General features: G+C 61.9%; 25 protein-coding genes. 13 read left to right on the forward strand and 12 right to left on the reverse strand.

Translation table 11 applies throughout. The features are described 5' to 3' along the window. Positions 1-9 precede the first annotated feature (9 nt). The 11 genes from KX928_RS17930 to KX928_RS17980 all read right to left on the reverse strand — a co-directional run bounded on the left by KX928_RS17930 (position 10) and on the right by KX928_RS17980 (position 7975). Positions 10-339, reverse strand: coding sequence for a hypothetical protein (locus KX928_RS17930; RefSeq protein WP_219505457.1), 330 nt, complete (start codon positions 337-339; stop codon positions 10-12). Continuing rightward, positions 336-1031: an FkbM family methyltransferase gene (locus tag KX928_RS17935; protein WP_219505459.1), complete on the reverse strand. Its 696-nt coding sequence runs from the start codon at positions 1029-1031 to the stop codon at positions 336-338. The genes KX928_RS17930 and KX928_RS17935 overlap by 4 nt, the downstream gene beginning before the upstream one ends. 5 nt (positions 1032-1036) lie before the next feature. Then, positions 1037-2842 (reverse strand): succinate dehydrogenase flavoprotein subunit, encoded by a 1806-nt coding sequence (sdhA, locus tag KX928_RS17940; RefSeq protein ID WP_219505460.1) that lies wholly within the window; start codon positions 2840-2842, stop codon positions 1037-1039. Positions 2843-2898: 56 nt separating this feature from the next. Then, positions 2899-3270 (reverse strand): succinate dehydrogenase, hydrophobic membrane anchor protein, encoded by a 372-nt coding sequence (gene sdhD, locus KX928_RS17945; RefSeq protein WP_219505461.1) that lies wholly within the window; start codon positions 3268-3270, stop codon positions 2899-2901. Positions 3271-3280: 10 nt separating this feature from the next. Then, positions 3281-3664 (reverse strand): succinate dehydrogenase, cytochrome b556 subunit, encoded by a 384-nt coding sequence (gene sdhC / locus KX928_RS17950; RefSeq protein WP_219505462.1) that lies wholly within the window; start codon positions 3662-3664, stop codon positions 3281-3283. A 156-nt stretch (positions 3665-3820) separates the two neighbouring features. Further along, a complete protein-coding gene (locus KX928_RS17955) occupies positions 3821-4486 on the reverse strand; it encodes a DUF1194 domain-containing protein (RefSeq protein WP_219505463.1) in 666 nt (221 codons plus the stop codon). Between the two features lie 54 nt (positions 4487-4540). Beyond that, on the reverse strand, positions 4541-5260 hold the full coding sequence (locus tag KX928_RS17960; RefSeq protein WP_219505464.1) for a DUF4344 domain-containing metallopeptidase: 720 nt from the start codon (positions 5258-5260) through the stop codon (positions 4541-4543). Positions 5261-5302: 42 nt separating this feature from the next. After that, positions 5303-6337 (reverse strand): MaoC family dehydratase, encoded by a 1035-nt coding sequence (locus KX928_RS17965; protein ID WP_219505465.1) that lies wholly within the window; start codon positions 6335-6337, stop codon positions 5303-5305. After that, positions 6337-6540 carry a DUF1737 domain-containing protein gene (locus tag KX928_RS17970; RefSeq protein ID WP_219505466.1) on the reverse strand — a complete coding sequence of 68 codons (204 nt, stop codon included), beginning with the start codon at positions 6538-6540 and terminating at the stop codon, positions 6337-6339. Before KX928_RS17970 ends, KX928_RS17965 begins: the two co-directional genes overlap by 1 nt. 15 nt (positions 6541-6555) lie before the next feature. Continuing rightward, positions 6556-7113 carry an NnrU family protein gene (locus KX928_RS17975; protein ID WP_219505468.1) on the reverse strand — a complete coding sequence of 186 codons (558 nt, stop codon included), beginning with the start codon at positions 7111-7113 and terminating at the stop codon, positions 6556-6558. Between the two features lie 4 nt (positions 7114-7117). Further along, entirely contained in the window at positions 7118-7975 is an 858-nt protein-coding gene (locus KX928_RS17980; protein WP_219505478.1) for an HpcH/HpaI aldolase/citrate lyase family protein, read from the reverse strand. 331 nt (positions 7976-8306) lie between these two features. On the opposite strand from KX928_RS17980, the gene KX928_RS17985 reads away from it, so the two are divergent. Further along, the gene (locus tag KX928_RS17985; protein ID WP_219505480.1) at positions 8307-8639 is read left to right on the forward strand and encodes a hypothetical protein; all 333 of its coding nucleotides are present in this window, start codon (positions 8307-8309) and stop codon (positions 8637-8639) included. Positions 8640-8698: 59 nt separating this feature from the next. On the opposite strand, the gene KX928_RS17990 is transcribed toward KX928_RS17985, so the two are convergent. Continuing rightward, positions 8699-9454: a sulfite exporter TauE/SafE family protein gene (locus KX928_RS17990; protein ID WP_219505482.1), complete on the reverse strand. Its 756-nt coding sequence runs from the start codon at positions 9452-9454 to the stop codon at positions 8699-8701. A gap of 173 nt (positions 9455-9627) precedes the next feature. Here KX928_RS17990 and mdh point away from each other — a divergent pair, with 173 nt between their 5' ends. From mdh to KX928_RS18050, 12 genes are all read left to right on the forward strand, one after another. Then, positions 9628-10590 (forward strand): malate dehydrogenase, encoded by a 963-nt coding sequence (gene mdh / locus KX928_RS17995; protein ID WP_219505485.1) that lies wholly within the window; start codon positions 9628-9630, stop codon positions 10588-10590. Between the two features lie 114 nt (positions 10591-10704). Then, positions 10705-11295, forward strand: coding sequence for a TetR/AcrR family transcriptional regulator (locus KX928_RS18000; protein ID WP_219505487.1), 591 nt, complete (start codon positions 10705-10707; stop codon positions 11293-11295). A gap of 199 nt (positions 11296-11494) precedes the next feature. Then, a complete protein-coding gene (sucC, locus tag KX928_RS18005; RefSeq protein WP_219505489.1) occupies positions 11495-12688 on the forward strand; it encodes an ADP-forming succinate--CoA ligase subunit beta in 1194 nt (397 codons plus the stop codon). A 196-nt stretch (positions 12689-12884) separates the two neighbouring features. Then, a complete protein-coding gene (locus tag KX928_RS18010) occupies positions 12885-13496 on the forward strand; it encodes an STM3941 family protein (protein ID WP_219505491.1) in 612 nt (203 codons plus the stop codon). 35 nt (positions 13497-13531) lie between these two features. Continuing rightward, positions 13532-14044, forward strand: coding sequence for a hypothetical protein (locus tag KX928_RS18015; protein ID WP_219505492.1), 513 nt, complete (start codon positions 13532-13534; stop codon positions 14042-14044). Continuing rightward, the gene (locus tag KX928_RS18020) at positions 14041-14523 is read left to right on the forward strand and encodes a hypothetical protein (RefSeq protein ID WP_219505494.1); all 483 of its coding nucleotides are present in this window, start codon (positions 14041-14043) and stop codon (positions 14521-14523) included. The genes KX928_RS18015 and KX928_RS18020 overlap by 4 nt, the downstream gene beginning before the upstream one ends. Before the next feature lies 1 nt (position 14524). Further along, entirely contained in the window at positions 14525-15322 is a 798-nt protein-coding gene (locus KX928_RS18025; RefSeq protein WP_219505496.1) for a class I SAM-dependent methyltransferase, read from the forward strand. A gap of 54 nt (positions 15323-15376) precedes the next feature. Next, positions 15377-16264 carry a succinate--CoA ligase subunit alpha gene (sucD, locus tag KX928_RS18030; RefSeq protein WP_219505498.1) on the forward strand — a complete coding sequence of 296 codons (888 nt, stop codon included), beginning with the start codon at positions 15377-15379 and terminating at the stop codon, positions 16262-16264. Positions 16265-16562: 298 nt separating this feature from the next. Then, positions 16563-17003, forward strand: a complete 441-nt coding sequence (locus KX928_RS18035) for a hypothetical protein (protein WP_219505500.1) — start codon at positions 16563-16565, stop codon at positions 17001-17003. 4 nt (positions 17004-17007) lie between these two features. After that, positions 17008-19965, forward strand: a complete 2958-nt coding sequence (locus tag KX928_RS18040; RefSeq protein WP_219505502.1) for a 2-oxoglutarate dehydrogenase E1 component — start codon at positions 17008-17010, stop codon at positions 19963-19965. Positions 19966-19985: 20 nt separating this feature from the next. After that, entirely contained in the window at positions 19986-21521 is a 1536-nt protein-coding gene (odhB, locus tag KX928_RS18045; protein ID WP_219505503.1) for a 2-oxoglutarate dehydrogenase complex dihydrolipoyllysine-residue succinyltransferase, read from the forward strand. 220 nt (positions 21522-21741) lie between these two features. Further along, on the forward strand, positions 21742-22149 hold the full coding sequence (locus tag KX928_RS18050) for a hypothetical protein (protein ID WP_219505505.1): 408 nt from the start codon (positions 21742-21744) through the stop codon (positions 22147-22149). Positions 22150-22164: the final 15 nt, after the last annotated feature.

Here is a 22164-nt window from a genome sequence, read left to right on the forward strand (position 1 = left end):
CTGTCAGGTCTAAAGGGTCTGCAATGCAGCGGGCGCGGCCGCAGTCAGACATTGTTGCGTTCCGGGGCGTGAAAGCACCGCCCGAATGGTGGCTGCGGTCCCCTCGTCCACGCCGGTGATCGCGTCGGCGGCAAGAGACTGGACTTCGCTCGCATCGGCATTATCCACGATGCAGTTGGTGAAGGGCTGGAAAAGTTGCTTGGGCACCTGCGGGAAATAGACCGCCAAAGCCTCCGGCAGGATGGATTTCGCGGCGTTGCGCCCGGCTGTGTCCGTTGCCCGTTGCACATCCGCGCAGGCGGCCAGCAACAGGAGTGCAGGAAGAAGTAAACGGATCATGATAGCCACCTTGTAAATAAGACATCCATGTAGCGCGGGCGCGCGCGTTTACCGGCGCCAGAGCCGACCTTGAGCACGTCCCGCCACTCCAGCCCGGCCGCCGCCAGAATGGCAACCGCTTCGGATGGCGCGCCAACACCGGCAAAGCGGTGGGTCAGCGACAGCTCAAGGATCACGAAGTCGCAGCGTTTCAGAGTATCATGCGCGCCTTTGAGAATTTCCAGTTCGGACCCCTCGGTATCGACTTTCAACCCCGCCCGCCCCGGGTAGGCCACCGCGATGTCATCCAGTCGCCTGACCGGAACATAATGCTTGTCGGTTTTGGTAAAGCTCTTGGCCAGGGGATCGGTGCGCCGCAACAGGCTGGCCATCGCCGTTTCTTCGCCTTTTGCGGAATGCGGCACCATCAAGGTCGCCTTGCCCTCCTGCGCACCAAGCGCGGCGGCGTGAAAATGGAATTCCTTCAGATGGCCCTTGGCGCGCACGCGTTCGGCGCTATCCTGTTGCGGATCGATCAGGACGAACTGCGCCTGCGGAAAGCTGCGATACAGCCAGGGCGTTCCGCTGTCGACACCAACGTCGAACACAACCCCGGGGTCAAAGCCATATCCCCGGAGATACGGCGCACGCGTCTTGATGGGATGGGCCACCATCCCTTCCGATTTCAGCGTGCGTCGCAGGTCTTGCAGCATCTGGGTCAGAACGTCCGCTTCTTGGGCGCGATCTTCTTGGGATCGATGCCGCCGTCGTTATGGCTGGTGAGCGGCTGCTCGTGAACGCCGCGATAGCCGAGTGACGCCTTGTTGCCCTTGAACCAGATCAGCGAGTGCTTGCGCCAGTTCTTGTCGTCCCGCTCCGGATGGTCCTCATGCGCATGGGCACCCCGGCTCTCCTTGCGCGCCTCGGCCCCGGTGATCGTGGCCACCGCGTTGGGGATGAGATTGGCCAGTTCCAGCGTCTCCATCAGGTCGGAGTTCCACACGAGGCTTCGGTCGGTCACACCGACATCCGCCCATTTGCCGGCCACTTCTTCCATCGCCTTCTTACCGTCGGCCAGCGTGTCATTGGCACGGAAGACGGCAGCGTCTTTCTGCATCGTTTGCTGCATTTCGAGGCGCAGCTCTGCGGTGGGCATCGCCCCCTTGGCATATCGGGTGTTGTCAAAACGATCGAGCGTGGCCTGAACAGATGCCGGGTTGGGCGTCGGCACGGCGCTGTCGGGGTCCACGATCTTGCCCGCGCGGATGGCGGCTGCCCGGCCAAAGACCACGAGGTCGATGAGCGAGTTGGACCCAAGGCGGTTCGCGCCGTGCACGCTTGCACAACCCGCCTCACCCACGGCCATCAGGCCGGGGGAGACGCGGTCGGGGTCGTCCTTGGTCGGCGCCAGCACTTCACCCCAGTAATTCGTCGGAATACCGCCCATGTTATAGTGCACGGTTGGCAGCACCGGGATCGGCTCCTTGTTGAGGTTCACGCCCGCGAAGATGCGCGCAGATTCAGAGATGCCCGGCAGGCGGAGCTTGAGCGTCTCGGGCGGCAGGTGGTTGAGGTTCAGGTGGATGTGATCGCCATCCTTGCCGACCCCCCGGCCCTCGCGGATCTCCATCGTCATGCAGCGGCTGACGTAATCCCGCGGCGCGAGATCCTTGTACTGCGGGGCATAGCGCTCCATGAAGCGCTCGCCCTCGGAATTGGTCAGATACCCGCCCTCGCCGCGCGCGCCTTCGGTGATGAGGCACCCGGCACCGTAAATACCCGTCGGGTGGAACTGCACGAACTCCATATCCTGCAAAGGCAGCCCGGCCCGCGCGGTCATGCCGCCGCCGTCGCCCGTGCAGGTATGCGCGGAGGTGGCGGAGAAATAGGCGCGGCCATAGCCACCCGTGGCAAGCACCACCATCTTGGAGGCAAAGAGGTGCAGCGTGCCGTCATCCAGCTTCCAGCAGAGCACGCCCTGGCAGACGCCGTCCTCGGACATGATCAGGTCGATGGCGAAATACTCGATGTAGAACTCCGCGTTGTTCTTGAGCGACTGACCATACAGCGTATGCAGGATCGCGTGGCCCGTCCGGTCGGCAGCGGCGCAGGTGCGCTGCACCGCAGGACCCTCACCAAATTCGGTGGTGTGGCCACCAAAGGGCCGCTGGTAAATCTTGCCCTCTTCGGTGCGGCTGAACGGCACCCCGTAGTGCTCCAACTCATAGACCGCCTTGGGCGCTTCGCGGGCAAGGTATTCCATCGCATCCGTATCGCCCAGCCAGTCGGACCCTTTCACGGTGTCATACATGTGCCACTGCCAGTTGTCGGGCCCCATATTCGACAGCGAGGCCGCGATACCGCCCTGCGCGGCCACGGTGTGGGAACGCGTCGGAAAGACCTTGGTCACACAGGCGGTACGCAGCCCCTGCTCCGCCATGCCGAGCGTCGCGCGCAGGCCAGCGCCGCCAGCCCCCACCACAACCACGTCGTATTCATGTGTTTCGTATTCATAAGCAGCCATGGATGTCTCTCCTGGTCTCAGGTAGGGGGCGCGCGCCGAGCCCGCGCAGCATGTGTTCAGAGTGCAAGACGCACAATCGCGTAGAGGCCGACAGCCATCGCGGCATAGCTGACACATGTCATCGCCACGATCGCCACCTTCTGGGCCAACCCATGCACATAGTCTTCAATCAGCGCCTGAACACCGCCCGCGAAATGTTTGAACGTCACGATGATGGTCAGGCCTGCCACAACCGCCGGGAACGGGCGGTTGAAGGTGGCGGTGACCTCCTCGTAGCTCGCGCCCAGCATCGGGCCGAAGGTGAAGACAAAAAGCGGGATCAGGATCAGCAGCGCACCGGAACTCACGGTCATCGACCAGTGATGTTCGGTGCCGGTTTTCGCGGACCCCATTCCGGTGGCGCGTTTGCGGTCAGTCAGATAGCTCATCTCAGCCCCCTCAAATCACGGCAATGGTCAAAAGGGTCAGCAGCACCGAGCCGCCGATCACAGCGTAGCCGAGTTTATAGGCGGTATCGAGGTCAAGGCCGATGCCCTGATCCCAGATCAGGTGCCGCAGGCCCGCCAGCGCATGATACCACAACCCCCAGAGCGACAGGGTCATCACCAGATCGCCGAACCAGCTGGTCAGCACACCGTCGGCATAGGCGAAATATTCCGGCGAGGTGGCCGCCGCCAGAAACCACCAGACCACCAGTAAGGACGAGATCAGCAGGGCGTTGCCGGTGATCCGCGTCAGGATCGATGTCATCGAGGTGAGCTGGGGGCGATAAATCGTCAGATGCGGCGACAGGGGGCGGTTCCCCCGATTTACATCGGCCATGATAGATTCCTTTTGTTCCCTGCGTTTCTTTTTACTTCTTATTACGGCAATGTCACGCACCTGAACCTTCTCCAGCCGCGGTTATTTGGCACGCTTTAAACAAAATTTGTTTAACGCCACCGATTTGTGATCACGCGCGATCTGGGTGTGATCACATTACCGCGCGCCGCTGAGTTGCCGGGTGGTCTCGCGCTGCAATTTGCGCCTGATTTGCGCCGGGTAATCCTCGAACCCATTGGCGGTGATGACAAACGCGCCCTCTCCCCTGATCAGGTTTTCATAAAACCACCCGGTCAGATCATCGTCATCCGTTTCGATTGCCAGCGCATTGACCGTGATATCCCCTGCCGCCAGCGCCGGATGGCGGTCGCGCGGAAGGATGCCTTCGTTCGAGACGCCATCGCCTGAAACGTCGATCACCCGCCTTTTGCAATGCGGTACCAGGGCCAGGGCGTCTTCGGCGGCGATCAGCGCCTCGCCGATCGCGGTGGAGTAATTGCGCCAGACCCGGCGGTTCGTCGCCACGGCCTCTGCAAGCCGTGCAACATCGTCGTCGGACATGATCGCTGTCCATGGAATGGTCTGGCGCTGGCGGGACGATCCTGTCCACTGGATCAGCGTCACATGCGCTTCCTGTTCGATCAGCGCGTCTATCACGATGCCATCGCGCAAGGCGGCGGCCAGCCCCTGCATCTGGATCTGGTATTCACGCTCGTCAACCGACCCGGAGACATCCACGGCAAGCACAAGAGCCAGCTGGCAGGCCAGCGCGGCCGGGGCGCCGAGGACCAGCGCGAGGAATGTCGAGGCGACGTGTTTCATCCTGCCAGACTACGCAGCCTGCGCCGCAAGCCCATGCTTTTTTTCGTCGGGTGATCAAAAATCGGCCAAGGCGCGCAAATGACCGTCGAGTTCTTCGCACAGGATGATTTCCTGCGTTTCCGGATCGTAGAACCCATTTGGCTCATCGCAGCTTTGCGCCGACAGGCGTAGCGTGTCCGGCAACACGAAATCCCGGTTGAGCGCATCCACCTCCTCCGCCAGAATCTGACCGACGTATGAGTTGCTGTCGCCCGTAAAGACCAATGACCGGCCCGGTGTCTCGGTAGCGATGTCATCCAGCACCGCGCCCCAGCTCGCATCCGCCAGATCGAATTCCTCAACACAGGTATCAAGCCGTTCCTGCGGCAACTCCAGTTCCAGCGCCAGATCCTCGCGCGCGTCAGGATTGGCCCCGTAAAACAGACAGATCATCGTGTAGTAGCGCTGAAGGTCAGGCCCGTGCACATCCCACAAGGCCAGCGCGTTCTCTTCCGATTCCCGCAGGAAACCGAAAGCCGCGTCATACATGATCTCCACCGCGTCATCTTCCTCGAAAAACGCGTCGATCAACAGCACGCTCAGAACGTCCGCCGCATCTTCTTCCTGCCCGAACACCGGCAATTGCAGGACATCGATCAGCGCGTGGCCCATCTCATGGTAGAGAATGGCCAGGACGTTGGCAGAGACGAATGCATCGTCCCGATCCTGCGCCCCGGCCGCGCCGGACACAAGCATCCCGCATAGCAGAAGCATGGTTTTGAGCCTTACGAACATGCGCTTTGTCCTTCAGTTGCAGCGGGCGACGGCACGCCATGGTCACAACGGCACAAGCGCCCAGTAATCCAGATCAAGCAAGACATCGGGCAAATACTTACCATCCGCGCCCTTCAGCGAGAAGGGGGCACCGCCCTTGGTCGCCACCAGCCGCAGTCGCAGCGCGCCGACCCCCGGCGCGCCGGTTTCGGCCTTGTCCAGAACCTCGGACCATGCGCGCACGGTATCGCCTGCAAGGCAGGGGTTGGCATGGGCGCCGCCGTTCAGGCCGACAACCATCTGCGCATTGGCCAGCCCGTTGAAGCTGAGCGCCCGCGCCATGGAGATCACATGCCCGCCGTAGATCAGCCGCGACCCGTCCGGGCGGGCGGTTGTGTCGAAATGCACCTTCGCCGTGTTCTGCCACAGGCGGGTGGCCATCATATGTTCTGCTTCTTCGACGGTCACACCGTCTACGTGGTCGATCTGCTCGCCCACCTCATAGTCGCCCCAGCGGTGCGGTTCGCCCGCGAGGGTGAAATCGTAAGCGGTGAAATCGAGGCCCTTCGGGATCACCAGCTGCTCGGCGGGAATCACCTGTGACAGCTCCGGGACTACCGTTTCGGGCGCGTCGCTTGCGGCGTCCCGCTTGCGCACCATCACCCAGCGCACGTATTCCAGAACAACCGCGCCGTGCTGGTTGACGCCCTTGGTCCGCACCCAGACAACACCGGTTTTGCCATTGGAGTTCTCTTTCACACCAATGACTTCAGATACCGACCGCAGCGTGTCACCCGGCCAGACGGGCGACAGCCACCGCCCTTCCGCATACCCCAGGTTGGCCACGGCATTCAGCGAGATATCGGGCACGGTTTTGCCAAAAACCACGTGGAAGGCGATCATATCGTCCAGCGGGCTGGCCGGCAGGCCGCAGGCCTGCGCAAACAGGTCCGAGGAATAGAGCGCATGGCGCGCGGGATAGAGCATATGGTACAGCGCCCGCTCACCGGTCTGCACCGTGCGCGGCACCGCGTGGTCTATCACCTGCCCGACGGCGTAGTCTTCGAAAAAACGGCCGGGGTTGGTTTTGGCCGCCATTACTGCGCGCCCAGCTTGATGTCGGGCGTATAGGTGCCGTCCACCTCCTTGATCACCGCCTGCCCGCACCGCATGACGCCGCTGGCATGATCGAAAGTCTGGGTCGGATCACCATATAATTCCCATCCCTTGTTCAACGCCTCCGTCACCTTGTGGCAGAACGCGGATGTATCCGCTTCGGACAGGAACCGGTATAGTCGCATTGAGGTCTCCTCGTTTCAGGCAGGGAAAGGCCAGACGCCCAGCCAGACATGCACCCACGCAACCAGCGCAAACAGGACAAGGCTGATCACCGCAAGCCGCACATATGTCGCGGTACCGGCAGGTTCGGGTGGCGTCCACTCCGGCTCTGCCCGGTTGATCATGATCACAGACCCGACGGCCCATGCCAGCAATCCGCCAAAGAGCAGCACGGAGGCCAGATCACCATTTGCAAGCAAATGCGCGATGGCCCAGATTTTGAAACCGGTCAGTTGCGGATGCCGTATCTTGGTGGCAGGCCAGGCTTTCGCCCCCTTGGCCGCGCTTGACCCGAAAACCCAGAACGCCAGCAGCATAAGCGTGTTGTTCACATGCACCATGAAGGCGGGCGGCTGCCAGACGGGGATGAACTCCGCCGCGCGATACCCCAGGATCATCAGAATCAAACCGGCCAGGATGCCGGCCGTCACCAGCAGCTTGCCCGGCTCACCCATCGAGGCCCGGCGCGCCGGCGCCATCCGTTTGAAATAATGTGCAAGGGTCCACAGGACCAAACCGACGATCAGATAAACCATGATGCTACTCCGCTGCTAAGGCCTGAATTGCATCCATCTTTGCCAGTGTTTCGCGGGCGGTGGCAACATGAAGATTTTCAACGATGCGCCCGTCAACGACAGCCACCGCCTGCCCTTCGGCGACCGCGGCCTCGTAGGCTTCGATCTGACGGGTGGCAAGTTCAAGGTCCGCATCCGTCGGCGAGAACGCCGCATTCGCGATCTCCAGCTGCGCGGGATGGATCAGGGTCTTTCCGTCGAATCCCATGTCACGCCCCTGCGCGCATTCCACCGACAGACCGTCATCATCCTTGAAGGCGTTGTAGACCCCGTCGACGATGGCAATGCCATGCGCCTTCGCGGCCAGCAGGCACAGGCCGAGGCCCGGCAGCATTGGCAGGCGGTCCGCACGGGATCTGGCGTTCATGTCCTTGGCCAGATCATTGGTGCCCATCACCATCCCCTGGCACAGAGGATGGCCCGCAATGGCCGCGGCATGGAGCATCCCCATCGGTGTCTCCATCATCGCCCAAAGCGGCACGTCGCCGGTGATTGCGGCGAGCGCATCCAGATCATCAGGTCCATCAACCTTGGGCAGCAGGATCGCATCAGCCCCCATGGATTTGGCGGCTGCGGCATCGTCGGTGCCCCAAGGTGTGGACAGCGCGTTGATGCGGACGATGATCATGCGCGGCCCGTACCCGCCGGTCGCGAGGGCCTCGGCAAGCAGATCCCGGGCAGCGGTCTTTTCGTCCGGCGCCACCGCGTCCTCAAGATCGAAGATGATGGCATCCGTCGGCAGGCTTCTGGCTTTTTCCAAAGCGCGGGCTTTGGAGCCCGGAATATAGAGGACGGATCGCAAAGGGCGTAGGTTGGCGGGCATCGGAGCGGTTCCACTCAAACTGCAAGGTTACAAAGTTGCGCAGAACTGCGCATTTTTTTACGGAAAGTTCAAGAGATTTTGTGCCGCGGCGCAGCAAAGATCAAATGCAATCTTTTTCCGTTCGGTCGATTAACCATTATTTCAACCCTGAAGCGGATGCTGCCTGCGTCGGATATCTCGGCGAACGGATGTATCAGCAAGGCCGCTGACCTTTCAAATGAATGGGATATCGCAGGCATTAATCTTGAACCGGGGCCGCCCGGTCATCACCGGGAATCCGGTTGGGCCAGATGACAGCGGGTGCAGCCTTTCGAACGAAGGCAGACACATTATGACACGCATGAAAAAAATGCTGCATCTGGGCGCTCTGAGCGCGGCAGCCGCAATTTATATTACGTCCACAACCGACGCTCTTGCGCAGAACGCGCGGAACTGCGCACCGCGCGAGGCCGTCGTTGACCGGCTTGCCGAAGGATACGGCGAAACCCGCCAGTCCATGGGGCTTGGTGCCAACAACGCGGTGATCGAGGTTTTCGCCTCGGATGAGACCGGCACATGGACCATTACGGTGACAACGCCGAATGGCCTGACATGTCTTGTCGCGTCCGGGCAGTCTTTCGAGACACTTGCCGAAGCGCTGCCGGCAAAAGGCAACGACGCCTAAACCACCCGGCGGGCATCATCTGCCGGCGAATGTGCACACGGTTCTGGGATGGCCTGCCGTCAGGTGAGACCGTCCCACACCAGCTTGATCCCGGTGAGGGTCAACAGAATATAGGTCAGCGCAAAAAAGACCCGTTCGGGGACCATATCATGCGCGCGAACCCCCAGCCAGGCGCCCAGCAGGGCGAAGGGCGCCAGTACCAGATTGGCCTTTACGGTCTCTAGCGTGAACATCCCCAGAAACGCATAGGGAATGAATTTCGCGATATTCACCAGCCAGAACACCAGTACCGTGGTCGCCTGATACTGGGTTTTTGTCACTTTCTTGGACAGCAGGTAGACGGCCGCTGGCGGCCCGCCGGCATGGCTGACGAAACTGGTGAACCCCGCCACCGATCCTGCTGCAACTCCGGCCCAGGCGGGCAGGCTGCGCTTGGACAACGTCACCAGACCACGGCCCACGGCGACGTGCCACGCCACAAACCCGATCGAAATGGCGCCGATCAGCACCCGGAAGACATCCGGCTCGGCGACCCGGTACAAGGCCGCGCCCAGCGCCACCCCCGGCAGCCCCCCCAGAACCAGGAGACGTGCCGCGGCACCGTCCCACTTGCGCCAGTAGGGTCGCAGGGTCGACAGGTCGATCAGCATCAGCAGGGGCAACATCACGCCCAGCGCCTGCCCCGGTTCGATGACCAGTGCCAGCACACTGGCCGCAGCGAACGCCGCCCCGGAACCGAACCCACCCTTGGAGATGCCCGCGAACACCACCGCCGGCCCGGCAACGGCAAAAAACATCCAATCCAAAACCAGCATCTGACACCTCTGTTCCATGCGGATCTTGGCGCTCTTCCGAAGAACGCCGCCGACTCACCTGACCGGAGATCACGATACCGCGCCGGGGAACACAACCGCGCAAGTCAACTTGCGCAACCACGCGCTATTGGATAGCACAGGCGCAATCTCAACCGAACGCGGAGCACACACTCATGGCCAGACCCAAAATCGCGCTGATCGGCGCCGGTCAGATCGGCGGCACGCTTGCCCATCTGGCAGCGCTCAAGGAACTGGGCGATGTCGTCCTGTTCGACATTGCAGAAGGCATCCCTGAGGGAAAAGCACTCGATATCGCCGAAAGCGGACCGTCTGCCAAGTTTGACGCGGCAATGTCCGGCACGCAGTCTTACGAGGACATCGCGGGCGCCGATGTCTGTATTGTCACCGCAGGTGTGGCCCGCAAACCCGGCATGAGCCGCGATGATCTTCTCGGCATCAACCTCAAGGTGATGAAATCCGTGGGCGAAGGCATTGCAGCCCATGCACCGGATGCCTTTGTCATCTGCATCACCAACCCGCTTGACGCGATGGTCTGGGCCTTGCGCGAATTCTCCGGTCTGCCGCATGAGAAAGTATGCGGCATGGCGGGCGTGCTCGATTCCGCCCGCTTCCGTCACTTCCTGGCCTCTGAATTCGACGTTTCCATGAAGGACGTGACCGCTTTCGTTCTGGGCGGGCATGGCGACACGATGGTGCCGCTGGTGCGCTATTCCACCGTCGCCGGCATCCCCCTGCCCGATCTGGTCAAGATGGGCTGGACCACGCAGGAAAAGCTCGACGCGATTGTGCAACGGACCCGTGACGGCGGCGCTGAAATCGTTGGCCTGCTGAAAACCGGGTCGGCATTCTACGCCCCCGCGACCTCGGCCATCGAAATGGCCGAAAGCTACCTGAAGGATCAAAAGCGCGTTCTGCCCTGTGCCGCCTATGTCGATGGCGCTTACGGATTGAACGGCTTTTACGTCGGCGTGCCAACGGTGATCGGCGCGGCAGGCATCGAACGCGTTGTCGAGATTTCCATGGACAAGGACGAGCAGGCCATGTTCGACAACTCGGTCAAGGCGGTCAAGGGGCTGGTCGAAGCCTGCAAGGGGATCGACAACAGCCTGGCCTGATCATCGACACCAGAAGACCAAGGGGAGCCTGATCCGTCAGGCTCCCTTTTTTGTTGCCAGCTGCATAGAGGGTGCGAGGATTGACATTGCCCTGGCGAGGTGTTCCTTGACGCCATGTCAAAAAGGCAACTGCCCACCCGCGACCGCATCGTGAAAGCGGCCCTCACCCTGCTGAGCAGCAAGGGAAACAGTGCTGTGCGCCTGTCGGATGTGGCCAGACAGGCGGGTGTCAGCCGACAGGCCATCTACCTGCATTTTTCGTCTCGCGCAGACCTTTTCATCGCCGCCACGCAGGCGCTCGACGCTGAACTCGACCTGGCGGCGATGCTTCACGCCAGCCGCACTGCGGCATCGGGCCGGGATCGTCTGACCGCCTTCGTCTCCGCGTGGTGCAGCTATGTGCCGCAGATCTACTGCGTGGCACGTCCGCTGATGGATATGGCCCCGCGCGATGCCGAGGCCCATGCCGCTTGGAGCAAGCGCATGAACGACCTGCGCGAAGGCTGCGAGGCTGCGATCACAGCGCTGCGCGACGACGATGACCTGCCCCGCAACATGGACCCGGAAACCGCGACGGACACGCTTTGGTCCCTGCTGACCGTACCCAACTGGGAAAACCTGGTGGTGACACGCGGCTGGCCACAGGCCAAGTACGAACAAGAGATGGTAAAGACCGCGCAAAGCCTGTTTGTCGCCCCCCGGTGATCCGCAGCGCGCGAATCCCTGCAATTCAACGAAAATTAAGGCAGGCGCGTATTTGTGATCACAGCATTTCTGCGTGTGATCACAAAATGGGGAATTTGGCCAACTGATGCCCTCCGTTAGGGAAAACAGGTTCCATACCCTCGCGTTTAGCGCTTTAAATCCTCCAAGAACCGATCCAAACAGCACGGGACCAAACTCCATGAACATCCATGAATATCAGGCGAAAGCATTGTTGCGCAGCTACGGGGCACCGGTCTCGGACGGTCGTGTGGTGCTCAGGGCGGAGGAAGCCAAGACAGCCGCGGGCGCGCTGGACGGGCCGATGTGGGTGGTCAAGGCGCAGATCCACGCAGGTGGTCGCGGCAAGGGCAAATTCAAGGAAGCGGATGCGGGGGACAAGGGCGGCGTACGGCTGACCAAATCCGTCGAGGAAGCCGCCGAGGAAGCGAAAAAGATGCTGGGCCGCACGCTGGTCACGCATCAGACCGGCCCGACCGGCAAACAGGTCAACCGCATCTATATCGAAGACGGCTCCGGCATCGAAACCGAACTCTACCTCGCGCTGCTGGTGGATCGCCAGACCAGCCGGGTCAGTTTTGTCTGCTCCACCGAGGGCGGCATGGACATTGAAGAGGTCGCGGCGGCAACGCCCGAGAAAATCTTGTCATTCTCGGTCGATCCTGCCTCCGGGTACCAGGCGTTTCACGGGCGCCGCATCGCGTTTTCGCTGGGGCTCCAGGGCAAGCAGGTCAAGCAATGCGTCGGCCTGATGGGGCTCTTGTACAAGGCCTTCATGGAAAAGGACATGGAGATGCTGGAGATCAACCCGCTGATCGTGACCGACGGCGGCGATCTGAAGGTGCTCGACGCCAAGGTCAGCTTTGACGGCAATGCGATCTACCGCCACGCCGATATCGCCGAACTGCGCGACGTGACGGAGGAGGACAGCAAGGAGCTGGAGGCTTCGAAATACGATCTCAACTACATCGCGCTTGATGGCGAGATCGGCTGCATGGTGAATGGCGCGGGCCTTGCGATGGCGACGATGGACATCATCAAGCTCTACGGGGCGGAGCCTGCCAACTTCCTCGACGTCGGCGGCGGGGCGACCAAGGAGAAGGTCACCGAAGCCTTCAAGATCATCACCTCCGATCCGAATGTCAAAGGCATCCTGGTGAATATCTTCGGCGGCATCATGCGCTGCGATGTCATCGCCGAGGGGGTTGTCGCGGCGGTGAAAGAGGTGGGCCTGAAGGTTCCGCTGGTCGTGCGGCTCGAAGGCACCAACGTGCAGCAGGGCAAGGACATCATCAACAACTCCGACGTGGATGTGATCGCCGCGGACGACCTGAAAGACGGCGCGCAAAAGATCGTGAAGGCCGTGAAGGGGTGAGCGGCGGTCCGGGCATACGCCCGGCGAACGCTCCGGTGGAGCGTTCGAGCCGCGAACGGGCAGAGCCCCGGCAACGCGTGCGCAGAAATGCTGAGAGCGACCCTTGCGGGTCTGAATTGACAAAGACCTTAAGGCATCCGCGCAATCCCTGGGAAACGCCGCGAGACGGCACGACCGTCCACGCAAGACACATCAGATGACCAACACATCAAAAACAATCGAAATTCGGAAATCGCGAGCGGCATATCTGGGCTTGGCACTGATTTGCGTCGTGCTGATCGGACTCGCTCATTCGGTGGCAAACGGTGGTATGCTCGACGACCCCAGGGGGGGCGCATGGACAATACCATACGGCTGGTTTGGCGTGGTTTTTTTTGGTTCATGCCTCCTTACCGTTCTGAATGACCTTCTTTTCCGGCCGGCAACGATTCTCAGCCTCTCTCCTTCCGGTCTGCGAGACCTGCGATTCAGCCGCGATGAACTCCCTTGGGCAAGCGTTACAGGTGTCAGGGAATACAAGCTACTTGGAAGTCGCTGCGTGATTATTAACATCGATCCGGCCGATTTGACGGGCATGAAACTGAGTTGGCGATTTCGGTTTTGGCACAAACCAAATGCCTTGATAGGCGTGGATGGGGTCTGGGTCACGGCGGTTGGACTCAAGACAAATTTCAATGATTTGTTCTATGATATTTTGGCATATGCCCGAGCCCTCAGCCCCCACATGCAAATCCCGGGTGCTGAATCAGAATATCCGCCGTCGAGCTCTGCACCGAAAGCCGACCTCCCTGACCGCGAGATTTCTTAATGCGTTGCGTGACATATCCCCGGTCGGCGGCTGGCATGAAAGGTTTGGCGCTATTGGCCTTCTTTCTCCTCACCGCCTGCTCCGCCGAAGGGGTCTCCCCCGATACGGCGGAGCTGCGCAACATGTGGCGGGCCAATCTGGTGCCGAAAAGCTCCCCCGCGGTGATGGTCAGCGCCTTTGACCGTTTCTGCGCCATAGGCCCGCGGGATGATGCCACGCTGCGCGCCGCTGGCTACGTGCCCCTGCCACAGGAGGTGCCCGGCGCACGCGCCTACGTGATCGACGACCGTCGCCCGGCGGTCGCGGTATCCGACAGCATGTGCGTGGTGCAGGCGGAATCGCGCACCGGCCAGACCGCCCGGTTCCGGAATTACATCGCCGCCACCTACCCGGATGCACGGCCCGTCGACCCCGAACCGCTGGGCCGCAACATCGAACAGGCCTGGTCCGTGGCCTCCGATCCGCCGACGCTGATCGCCACCGAGCGTACCGAAAGCTTCGGCTGGTACCGCTATGCGCTGATCCTGTTCCAGCCGGGGGCCTCATGATCCGAGCGGCTGTCATATGCATAGCGTTCGCCAGCACGGCGGCGGCAGGCTCAGTTGCCGACAGCGCGATAGCGAGCTTCAACGCAATCTGCTTCAAGGCCGGCCAGACGGCAGCCGAAGCCCGGGCGCGCCTGCAGGGCCGCGACGGAAGCCCACTGCCCTATGCCCTGACCTTCTGGGACATCACGCTGGAGCCCGCCCCGGACGCCCCGCCGCAGATCGAGCGCCGCTGCGAAGTGGCCTTTGATGGCGACCACACCGACGCCGCGATTGCCGCGCTGCGCGCCCAGATGGCGACGCCGCCGGTCTTCGGCTTTGCCATCGCCTTGCCCGCAACCCACGAACCGCTGCCCGGCACCGCGCTGATCGAAGGACGCGAACTGCTGCGGGGACGGGTCGCGGTGGTGCATGTGGGCCTGCGCGACGGCCGGACCTTCATGGCGGTCGACCGGCTGCCCGCCGGATGGGAGGACGGCTGAGATGCTGGATACCGCGCCCCGCCCCTGCCCCTGCTGCTCGGCCACCGATGCGCAGCCCTGGGATCAGTATTCGCCTGACGACTGGCAGGTGGTTCACTGTGCCGGCTGCAACATGACCTACCTACGCAACCCCGTGGCCTACGAAGCGCTGGAGGAGGATTTTGCCTGGGAAAAGACCTACGAGGAGAAAAAGGAAACCTCCAGGGGATCCACCGCCCTCAGCCCCGGCATCCGGTCGCTGCGCAAGAAACTGGGCCTGACCCATCGCGACAAGCACGACAAGTACCGCGCATGGTTCAGCGATGGCCATGTTCTGGACATCGGCTGCGGTCTGGGCTCCCGCGTGCGCCCGCCGATGACCCCCTACGGCATCGAGCTGTCAAAGGGCATGCACGCCCAGGCCGATGCCTACATGCGGTCGCATGGCGGGTACTGCGCCCATGGTGCGGGGGCCGAGGCGATCTGGGACTTCGACGCGGGCCAGTTCGACGGCATCATCATGAATTCCTACCTGGAACATGAGACCGAGGCGATGACCGTGCTGAAAGGCGCGCACCGGGCGCTCAAGGACACGGGCGCGGTCTATATTCGCGTGCCCAACTTCGGCTCGATCAACAGGCGGGTCATCGGTGCCAGCTGGTGCGGGTTTCGCTACCCCGACCACGTCAACTATTTCACGCTGGGCACGCTGACCGAAACCTGCCGTCGCGCCGGGTTCGCCACCACGCTGGTCAACAGGATCGCCTTGCCCCTGGACGACAACATCACCGTGCTTTTGCACAAGGCGGGAGCATCATGATGCTGCTTCCTCCCCTCCTTATCCGGACCTTGAAATACCAAAAAGGGAACCAAAATGGCCGTACTTATTGACGAAAACACCCGCGTGATCTGCCAGGGCCTCACCGGCTCTCAGGGCACGTTCCACACTGAACAGGCCATTGCGTACGGCACCAAGATGGTGGGCGGCGTGACGCCGGGCAAGGGCGGGCAGACACATCTGGAGCTGCCGGTCTTCAACTCGGTGCATGAGGCCAAGGCGAAAACGCAGGCCAATGCGAGCGTGATCTACGTGCCGCCGCCCTTCGCCGCCGATTCCATACTGGAGGCCATCGATGCGGAGATGGAGCTCATCGTCTGCATCACCGAAGGCATCCCGGTCCTGGACATGATGACAGTGCAGCGCGCGCTGGAAGGGTCCAAATCCCGACTGGTCGGGCCGAATTGCCCCGGGGTGATCACACCGGATGCGTGTAAAATCGGCATTATGCCCGGACATATCCACAAGCGCGGCTCCTGCGGCGTGGTCTCGCGTTCAGGGACTTTGACCTACGAGGCGGTGAAGCAGACCACCGATCTGGGCTACGGCCAGTCATCGGCGGTGGGCATCGGCGGTGACCCGATCAAGGGCACCGAGCATATTGACGTTTTGGAAATGTTTCTGGCCGATGACGAGACGCAAAGCATTATCATGATTGGCGAAATCGGTGGCAGCGCCGAAGAGGATGCAGCGCAGTTCTTGGCGGACGAGAAGAAAAAGGGCCGCTGGAAGCCCACCGCAGGCTTTATCGCCGGCCGCACAGCCCCTCCCGGCCGCCGCATGGGCCACGCGGGCGCCATCGTCGCCGGCGGCAAAGGCGGTGCCGAAGACAAGATCGACGCCATGCGCGCAGCTGGCATCGTTGTGGCCGACAGCCCCGCGACGCTGGGCGAAGCTGTGAAAGAGGCGATTGAACGGGGGTGAGCCGCGAACCGAGCATAAGCGAGGCGAAAGCGCCAGTGGCGCTTTTGAGCGGCGAACGGGCGGAGCCCCGGCGCAAGACCGATCCGAGCATACGCGAGGCAAAGGTGCCAGTGGCACCTTTGAGGTCCGAACGGGCGGAGCCCCGGTCTTCGATCAATCGTTGGGCATACGCGTTGAGGGCAGCCCCCGGCCACAGGCACGGGGCGATTAGCCCCCGCCCGTCAAACCGTAGGTGTGCCCTTGGTAAGACGAGGAAGCCGTACGCTCCCCGACGGTGCCGCCGAGTGGGAGATATCTAATGACACGAATGCGGTACTTCGCCTTAGTCGCAGCATCAATGTTGGTTGTTTTTGTCTCCACACTACTAATTCCAATGGTGTTGGAGTTCGCGGTTGCAAAAGGGTACCAAGGACCTCTTGTCCCGGGATTGATGCTGTTTCTTTTTGCCTCCGTCGTATTCACCGTATTCATTCGGGTTGGCCGCGCGGGGGTGGAGCGTCGCGAAAACAGTAGGGTCGACACCAAGCAGACTTTGCTCGACCTGAAGCTCCCATTCTTTCTTCCGCTATCTGCCGCAAGTGCTTTTAGCGTTTTCGCCACCATTATTTTCCCAATGTCCTTAGCGATGGGCATTCACCACGACGGCTTCCAAGGCGTTTGGCGTAGTGCCCCGTGGCTGATCCTATTCATACCAATGCTTGCTAAAGAGCAGTCCGAAAATCTGAACGCCATGAGGTAACCCCATGACCGAACACTCCCCCAACGACCAGTTCCATGCCTCCTCCTTCATGCAGGGGCACAATGCCGCGTACCTCGAACAGATGTACGCGCGCTATGCATCCGACCCCAATGCGGTCGATGACGCCTGGCGGGCCTTCTTCAAGGCGATGGGCGATGATGAGGTCTCGGTCAAGCGTGAGGCGCAAGGCCCCTCCTGGGCGCGCAGCGACTGGCCGCCGCAGCCGGGCGATGAGATGACCCAGGCGCTCACCGGCGAGTGGGCACCCGAGGCAGAACTCAAGGGCGCAGACAAAAAGATCCGGGCGAAGGCCGCCGAACAGGGCGTCGCCGTCACCGACGACCAGATCAAACGCGCCGTGCTCGACAGTATCCGCGCACTGATGATCATCCGCGCCTACCGCATCCGGGGCCATCTGGTGGCCGATCTCGACCCGCTGGGCATGCGCGAAAACACGCCGCACCCGGAGCTTGACCCGAAATCCTACGGCTTCACCGAGGCCGATATGGACCGGCCCATCTTCATCGACAACGTGCTGGGGCTGGAAACCGCCTCGATGCGCGAAATCCTCTCCATCGTGAACCGCACCTACTGCGGCACCTTCGCGCTGCAATACATGCATATCTCCAACCCCGAAGAGGCGGGCTGGCTGAAAGAGCGCATCGAGGGGTTCGGCAAGGAGGTCTCCTTCACCCGCGAGGGGCGCCGCGCGATCCTCAGCAAGCTGGTGGAGGCCGAGGGTTTCGAGAAATTCCTGCACGTCAAATACATGGGTACCAAGCGCTTTGGCCTCGATGGCGGCGAAAGCCTCGTGCCCGCGATGGAGCAGATCATCAAGCGCGGCGGCGCGCTGGGGGTCAAGGACATCGTGATCGGGATGCCCCACCGCGGGCGGCTCTCGGTGCTCGCGAACGTGATGGCCAAGCCCTACAAGGCGATTTTCAACGAATTCCAGGGCGGCAGCTTCAAACCCGAAGACGTGGATGGCTCGGGCGATGTGAAATACCACCTCGGGGCCTCGTCTGACCGCGAATTCGACGGCAACACCGTGCACCTCAGCCTCACCGCCAACCCCTCGCATCTGGAGGCCGTGAACCCGGTGGTGCTGGGCAAGGCGCGCGCCAAGCAGGACCAGAACAACGACGATGCGCGCACCTCCGTGATGCCGATCCTGCTGCATGGGGATGCCGCCTTTGCCGGGCAGGGCGTGGTGGCGGAATGTTTCGCGCTGAGCGGATTGCGCGGCCACAAGGCGGGCGGCACGATGCATATCGTGGTCAACAACCAGATCGGTTTCACCACCGCGCCGCATTTCTCGCGCTCCTCTCCCTATCCCACCGACAACGCGCTGGTGGTCGAAGCGCCGATCTTCCACGTCAACGGCGACGACCCCGAAGCGGTGGTGCACGCGGCGAAAGTGGCGACCGAGTTCCGCCAGAAGTTCCGCAAGGACGTGGTGATCGACATTTTCTGCTACCGCCGCTTCGGCCATAACGAAGGCGACGAGCCGATGTTCACCAACCCGGTGATGTACAAGAAGATCAAAGGGCAAAAGACCACGCTCAGCCTCTATACCGAACGCCTGGTGCGCGACGGGCTGATCCCCGAGGGCGAGATCGAGGACATGAAAGCCGCGTTCCAGGCCTATATGAACGAGGAGTTCGAGGCCGGAAAGGAATATCGCCCCAACAAGGCGGACTGGCTCGACGGCAAATGGTCCCATCTGGACAAGCAGAAAAACCAGTACCAGCGGGGCAAGACCGCGATTGCCAAGGCGACTTTCAAGGAGGTCGGCACGGCCCTGTCCAAGGCACCGGATGGCTTTCCTTTGCACAAGACCGTCGGACGCCTGCTGGAGACCAAGAAGACGATGTTCGACAGCGGCGAAGGCATCGACTGGGCCACGGCGGAGGCGCTGGCCTTCGGCTCGCTGCTGACCGAAGGCTACCGCGTGCGGCTTGCCGGTCAGGACAGCACCCGCGGCACCTTCAGTCAGCGCCATTCAGGTCTGGTCAATCAGGAAACCGAAGAACGCTACTATCCGCTGAACAACATCAAGTCCGGTCAGGCGCATTACGAAGTGATCGACTCGATGCTCAGCGAATATGCGGTGCTGGGTTTCGAGTACGGCTACTCGCTGGCCGAACCCAATGCGCTGACGCTCTGGGAGGCGCAGTTCGGCGATTTCGCCAATGGCGCGCAGATCATGTTCGACCAGTTCATCAGCTCCGGCGAAAGCAAATGGCTGCGCATGTCGGGTCTCGTCTGCCTGTTGCCGCATGGCTTCGAGGGGCAAGGGCCGGAGCACTCCTCCGCCCGGCTGGAACGGTTTTTGCAGATGTGCGGACAGGACAACTGGATCGTGGCCAATTGCACCACGCCCGCGAATTACTTCCACATCCTGCGGCGGCAGATCCACCGGTCTTTCCGCAAACCGCTGATCCTGATGACGCCGAAGTCGCTACTGCGCCACAAGCTCGCGGTCAGCAAGACGCAGGAATTCACCACCGGGTCGAGCTTCCACCGGCTGATGTGGGACGATGCCCAGCAGGGCAATTCCGACACAAAGCTGGTGGCGGACAGCAAGATCAAGCGCGTGGTCATGTGTTCCGGCAAGGTTTATTACGACCTGCTGGAAGAACGCGACGCACGCGGCATCGACGACATCTACCTGTTGCGCGTCGAGCAGTTCTACCCCTTCCCGGCGCAATCGGCGGTGAAGGAACTGGAACGCTTCAAACAGGCCGAGGTCGTCTGGTGTCAGGAAGAACCGAAAAACCAGGGGGGCTGGACCTTCATCGAGCCCAACATCGAATGGGTTCTGGGCCGCATCAAGGCCAAGCACAAACGGCCGGTCTACGTGGGTCGCGCGACCTCGGCTTCCCCGGCCACCGGTCTGGCCAGCCAGCACAAAGCACAACAAGCGGCGCTCGTGAATGACGCGCTGACACTTCAGAAATAACTGGGCGAAGGAAGAAACACATGACCACCGAAGTTCGCGTCCCCACGCTGGGCGAATCCGTCACCGAAGCCACGGTCGCCACATGGTTCAAAAAGCCCGGTGACACGGTTGCCGTCGATGAAATGCTCTGCGAGCTGGAAACCGACAAGGTGACGGTCGAGGTGCCCAGCCCGGTTGCCGGTACACTCGACGAAATCGTCGCCGCCGAAGGCGATACGGTGGGCGTTGATGCCCTGCTCGCCAATATCTCCGAGGGCGATGCAGGCTCCAAGGCCGCTCCCAAGGGGAAGGAAGCCGCCAAGGAGGCAGAGGCACCCTCCTCGGCCGCGCGCACCGCGTCGGGCGATGGCGGCGGCGGGTCCGTTGACGTGATGGTGCCGACGCTGGGCGAAAGCGTAACGGAGGCGACCGTCAGCACGTGGTTCAAGAAGGTCGGCGACAGCGTTGCCGCGGATGAGATGCTCTGCGAGCTGGAAACCGACAAGGTCAGCGTCGAGGTGCCTGCCCCCGCCGCCGGCACGCTCACCGAGATCCTCGCCCCCGAAGGCACAACCATCGAAGCAGGCGGCAAGCTTGCGGTCATGAGCCAGAGAGAGGGGGCGGCCGCCGCACCCGCCAAGCCGTCCGAGGCCCCTGCCGCGGCCCCGGCGGGCTCGGGCAGCGGCGCGGATGTCGAGGACGCACCCTCTGCCAAGAAAGCGATGGCCGAGGCCGGGGTCAGCCGCGATCAGGTCACCGGCTCGGGCCGCGATGGCCGCGTGATGAAGGAAGACGTGAATGCCGCCATTGCAGCCGCCAGCGCCGCCCCCGCACCTGCGGCGGCGGCACCGCGCGCGCCCGTGGCTGCGGATGATGCGGCCCGCGAGGAGCGGGTCAAGATGACCCGCCTGCGTCAGACCATCGCCAAGCGTCTGAAGGACAGCCAGAACACCGCCGCGATGCTCACCACCTATAACGAGGTGGACATGACCGAGGTCATGGCGCTGCGCACTGAATACAAGGACCTGTTCCTGAAAAAGCATGGCGTCAAGCTGGGCTTCATGTCCTTCTTCACCAAGGCCTGCTGCCACGCGCTGAAAGAGGTGCCGGAAGTCAATGCCGAGATCGACGGCACGGATATCGTCTACAAGAACTTCGTGCATATGGGCATCGCGGCGGGCACGCCGACGGGTCTCGTGGTGCCGGTCATTCGCGACGCCGATGCGATGAGCTTTGCCGCCATCGAGAAGGCGATTGCCGAGAAAGGCGCCCGCGCCCGCGATGGCAAACTATCGATGGCTGAAATGCAGGGCGGCACCTTCACCATCTCCAACGGCGGGGTCTACGGCTCGCTGATGTCCTCGCCGATCCTGAACCCGCCGCAATCCGGGATCCTCGGCATGCACAAGATCCAGGACCGCCCGATGGCGATTGGCGGCGAAGTGGTGATCCGCCCGATGATGTATCTTGCCTTGAGCTACGACCACCGCATCGTCGACGGCAAGGGCGCTGTGACGTTCCTGGTGCGGGTGAAAGAGGCGCTGGAAGATCCGCGCCGGCTGCTGATGGATTTGTAAACTGGCACGCCAATCGACCAGAGGGCCGCGCCCGACCTCGGGCCGAAGGCCGTCTTGCAAAGGCTCCGGGGGAGCCTTTGAGGCCGCAGGGGGCGTCAGCCCGGGGTGCACGTATGTGCGCCCTCCCCGTGGGGGAGGTCGGGCGCGGCCCGAGGCGGGGCCTCGGGCTATTTCCTGGTAAGTTACTGGTGGGGCAAAAATGGACCTAAAAGAATTCATAATGGAGACGATCAGCGGCATTGTTGAAGCAACTGCCGAGCTTCAAAATCAGTACCAGGGACTCGGGGTAATCGTTAATCCGCCAGTCTCAGTCCAAGAACGAGACCTGTATGAGGAAAACAATGCCGGACACACGTATCGCCGTGTTGAAACCGTTCATTTCGACGTGGCCGTTTCCGCGACCTCGGAAAGTGGTGGAGGCGGCAAAGCCGGCTTGAAAATTCTTTCTGTCGAAGCCGGGCTTGATGGCAAACATGCTCGACGCAGCGAAGAGGCAAGTCGCGTCAAGTTCTCTATCCCGATGACACTCCCACCAAGTGCTGCAGAAACCAAAAATAAGCAGATCCTAGACCAAGACACTGCCGCCAGCTCTGGATCATATGATTTTGATGCGCGCGACGATTTATAATGCTGAGGCCGGTGC

Source organism: Roseobacter insulae, assembly GCF_019375555.1.
In the GTDB taxonomy this organism is placed as follows: Bacteria; Pseudomonadota; Alphaproteobacteria; order Rhodobacterales; family Rhodobacteraceae; genus Roseobacter; species Roseobacter insulae.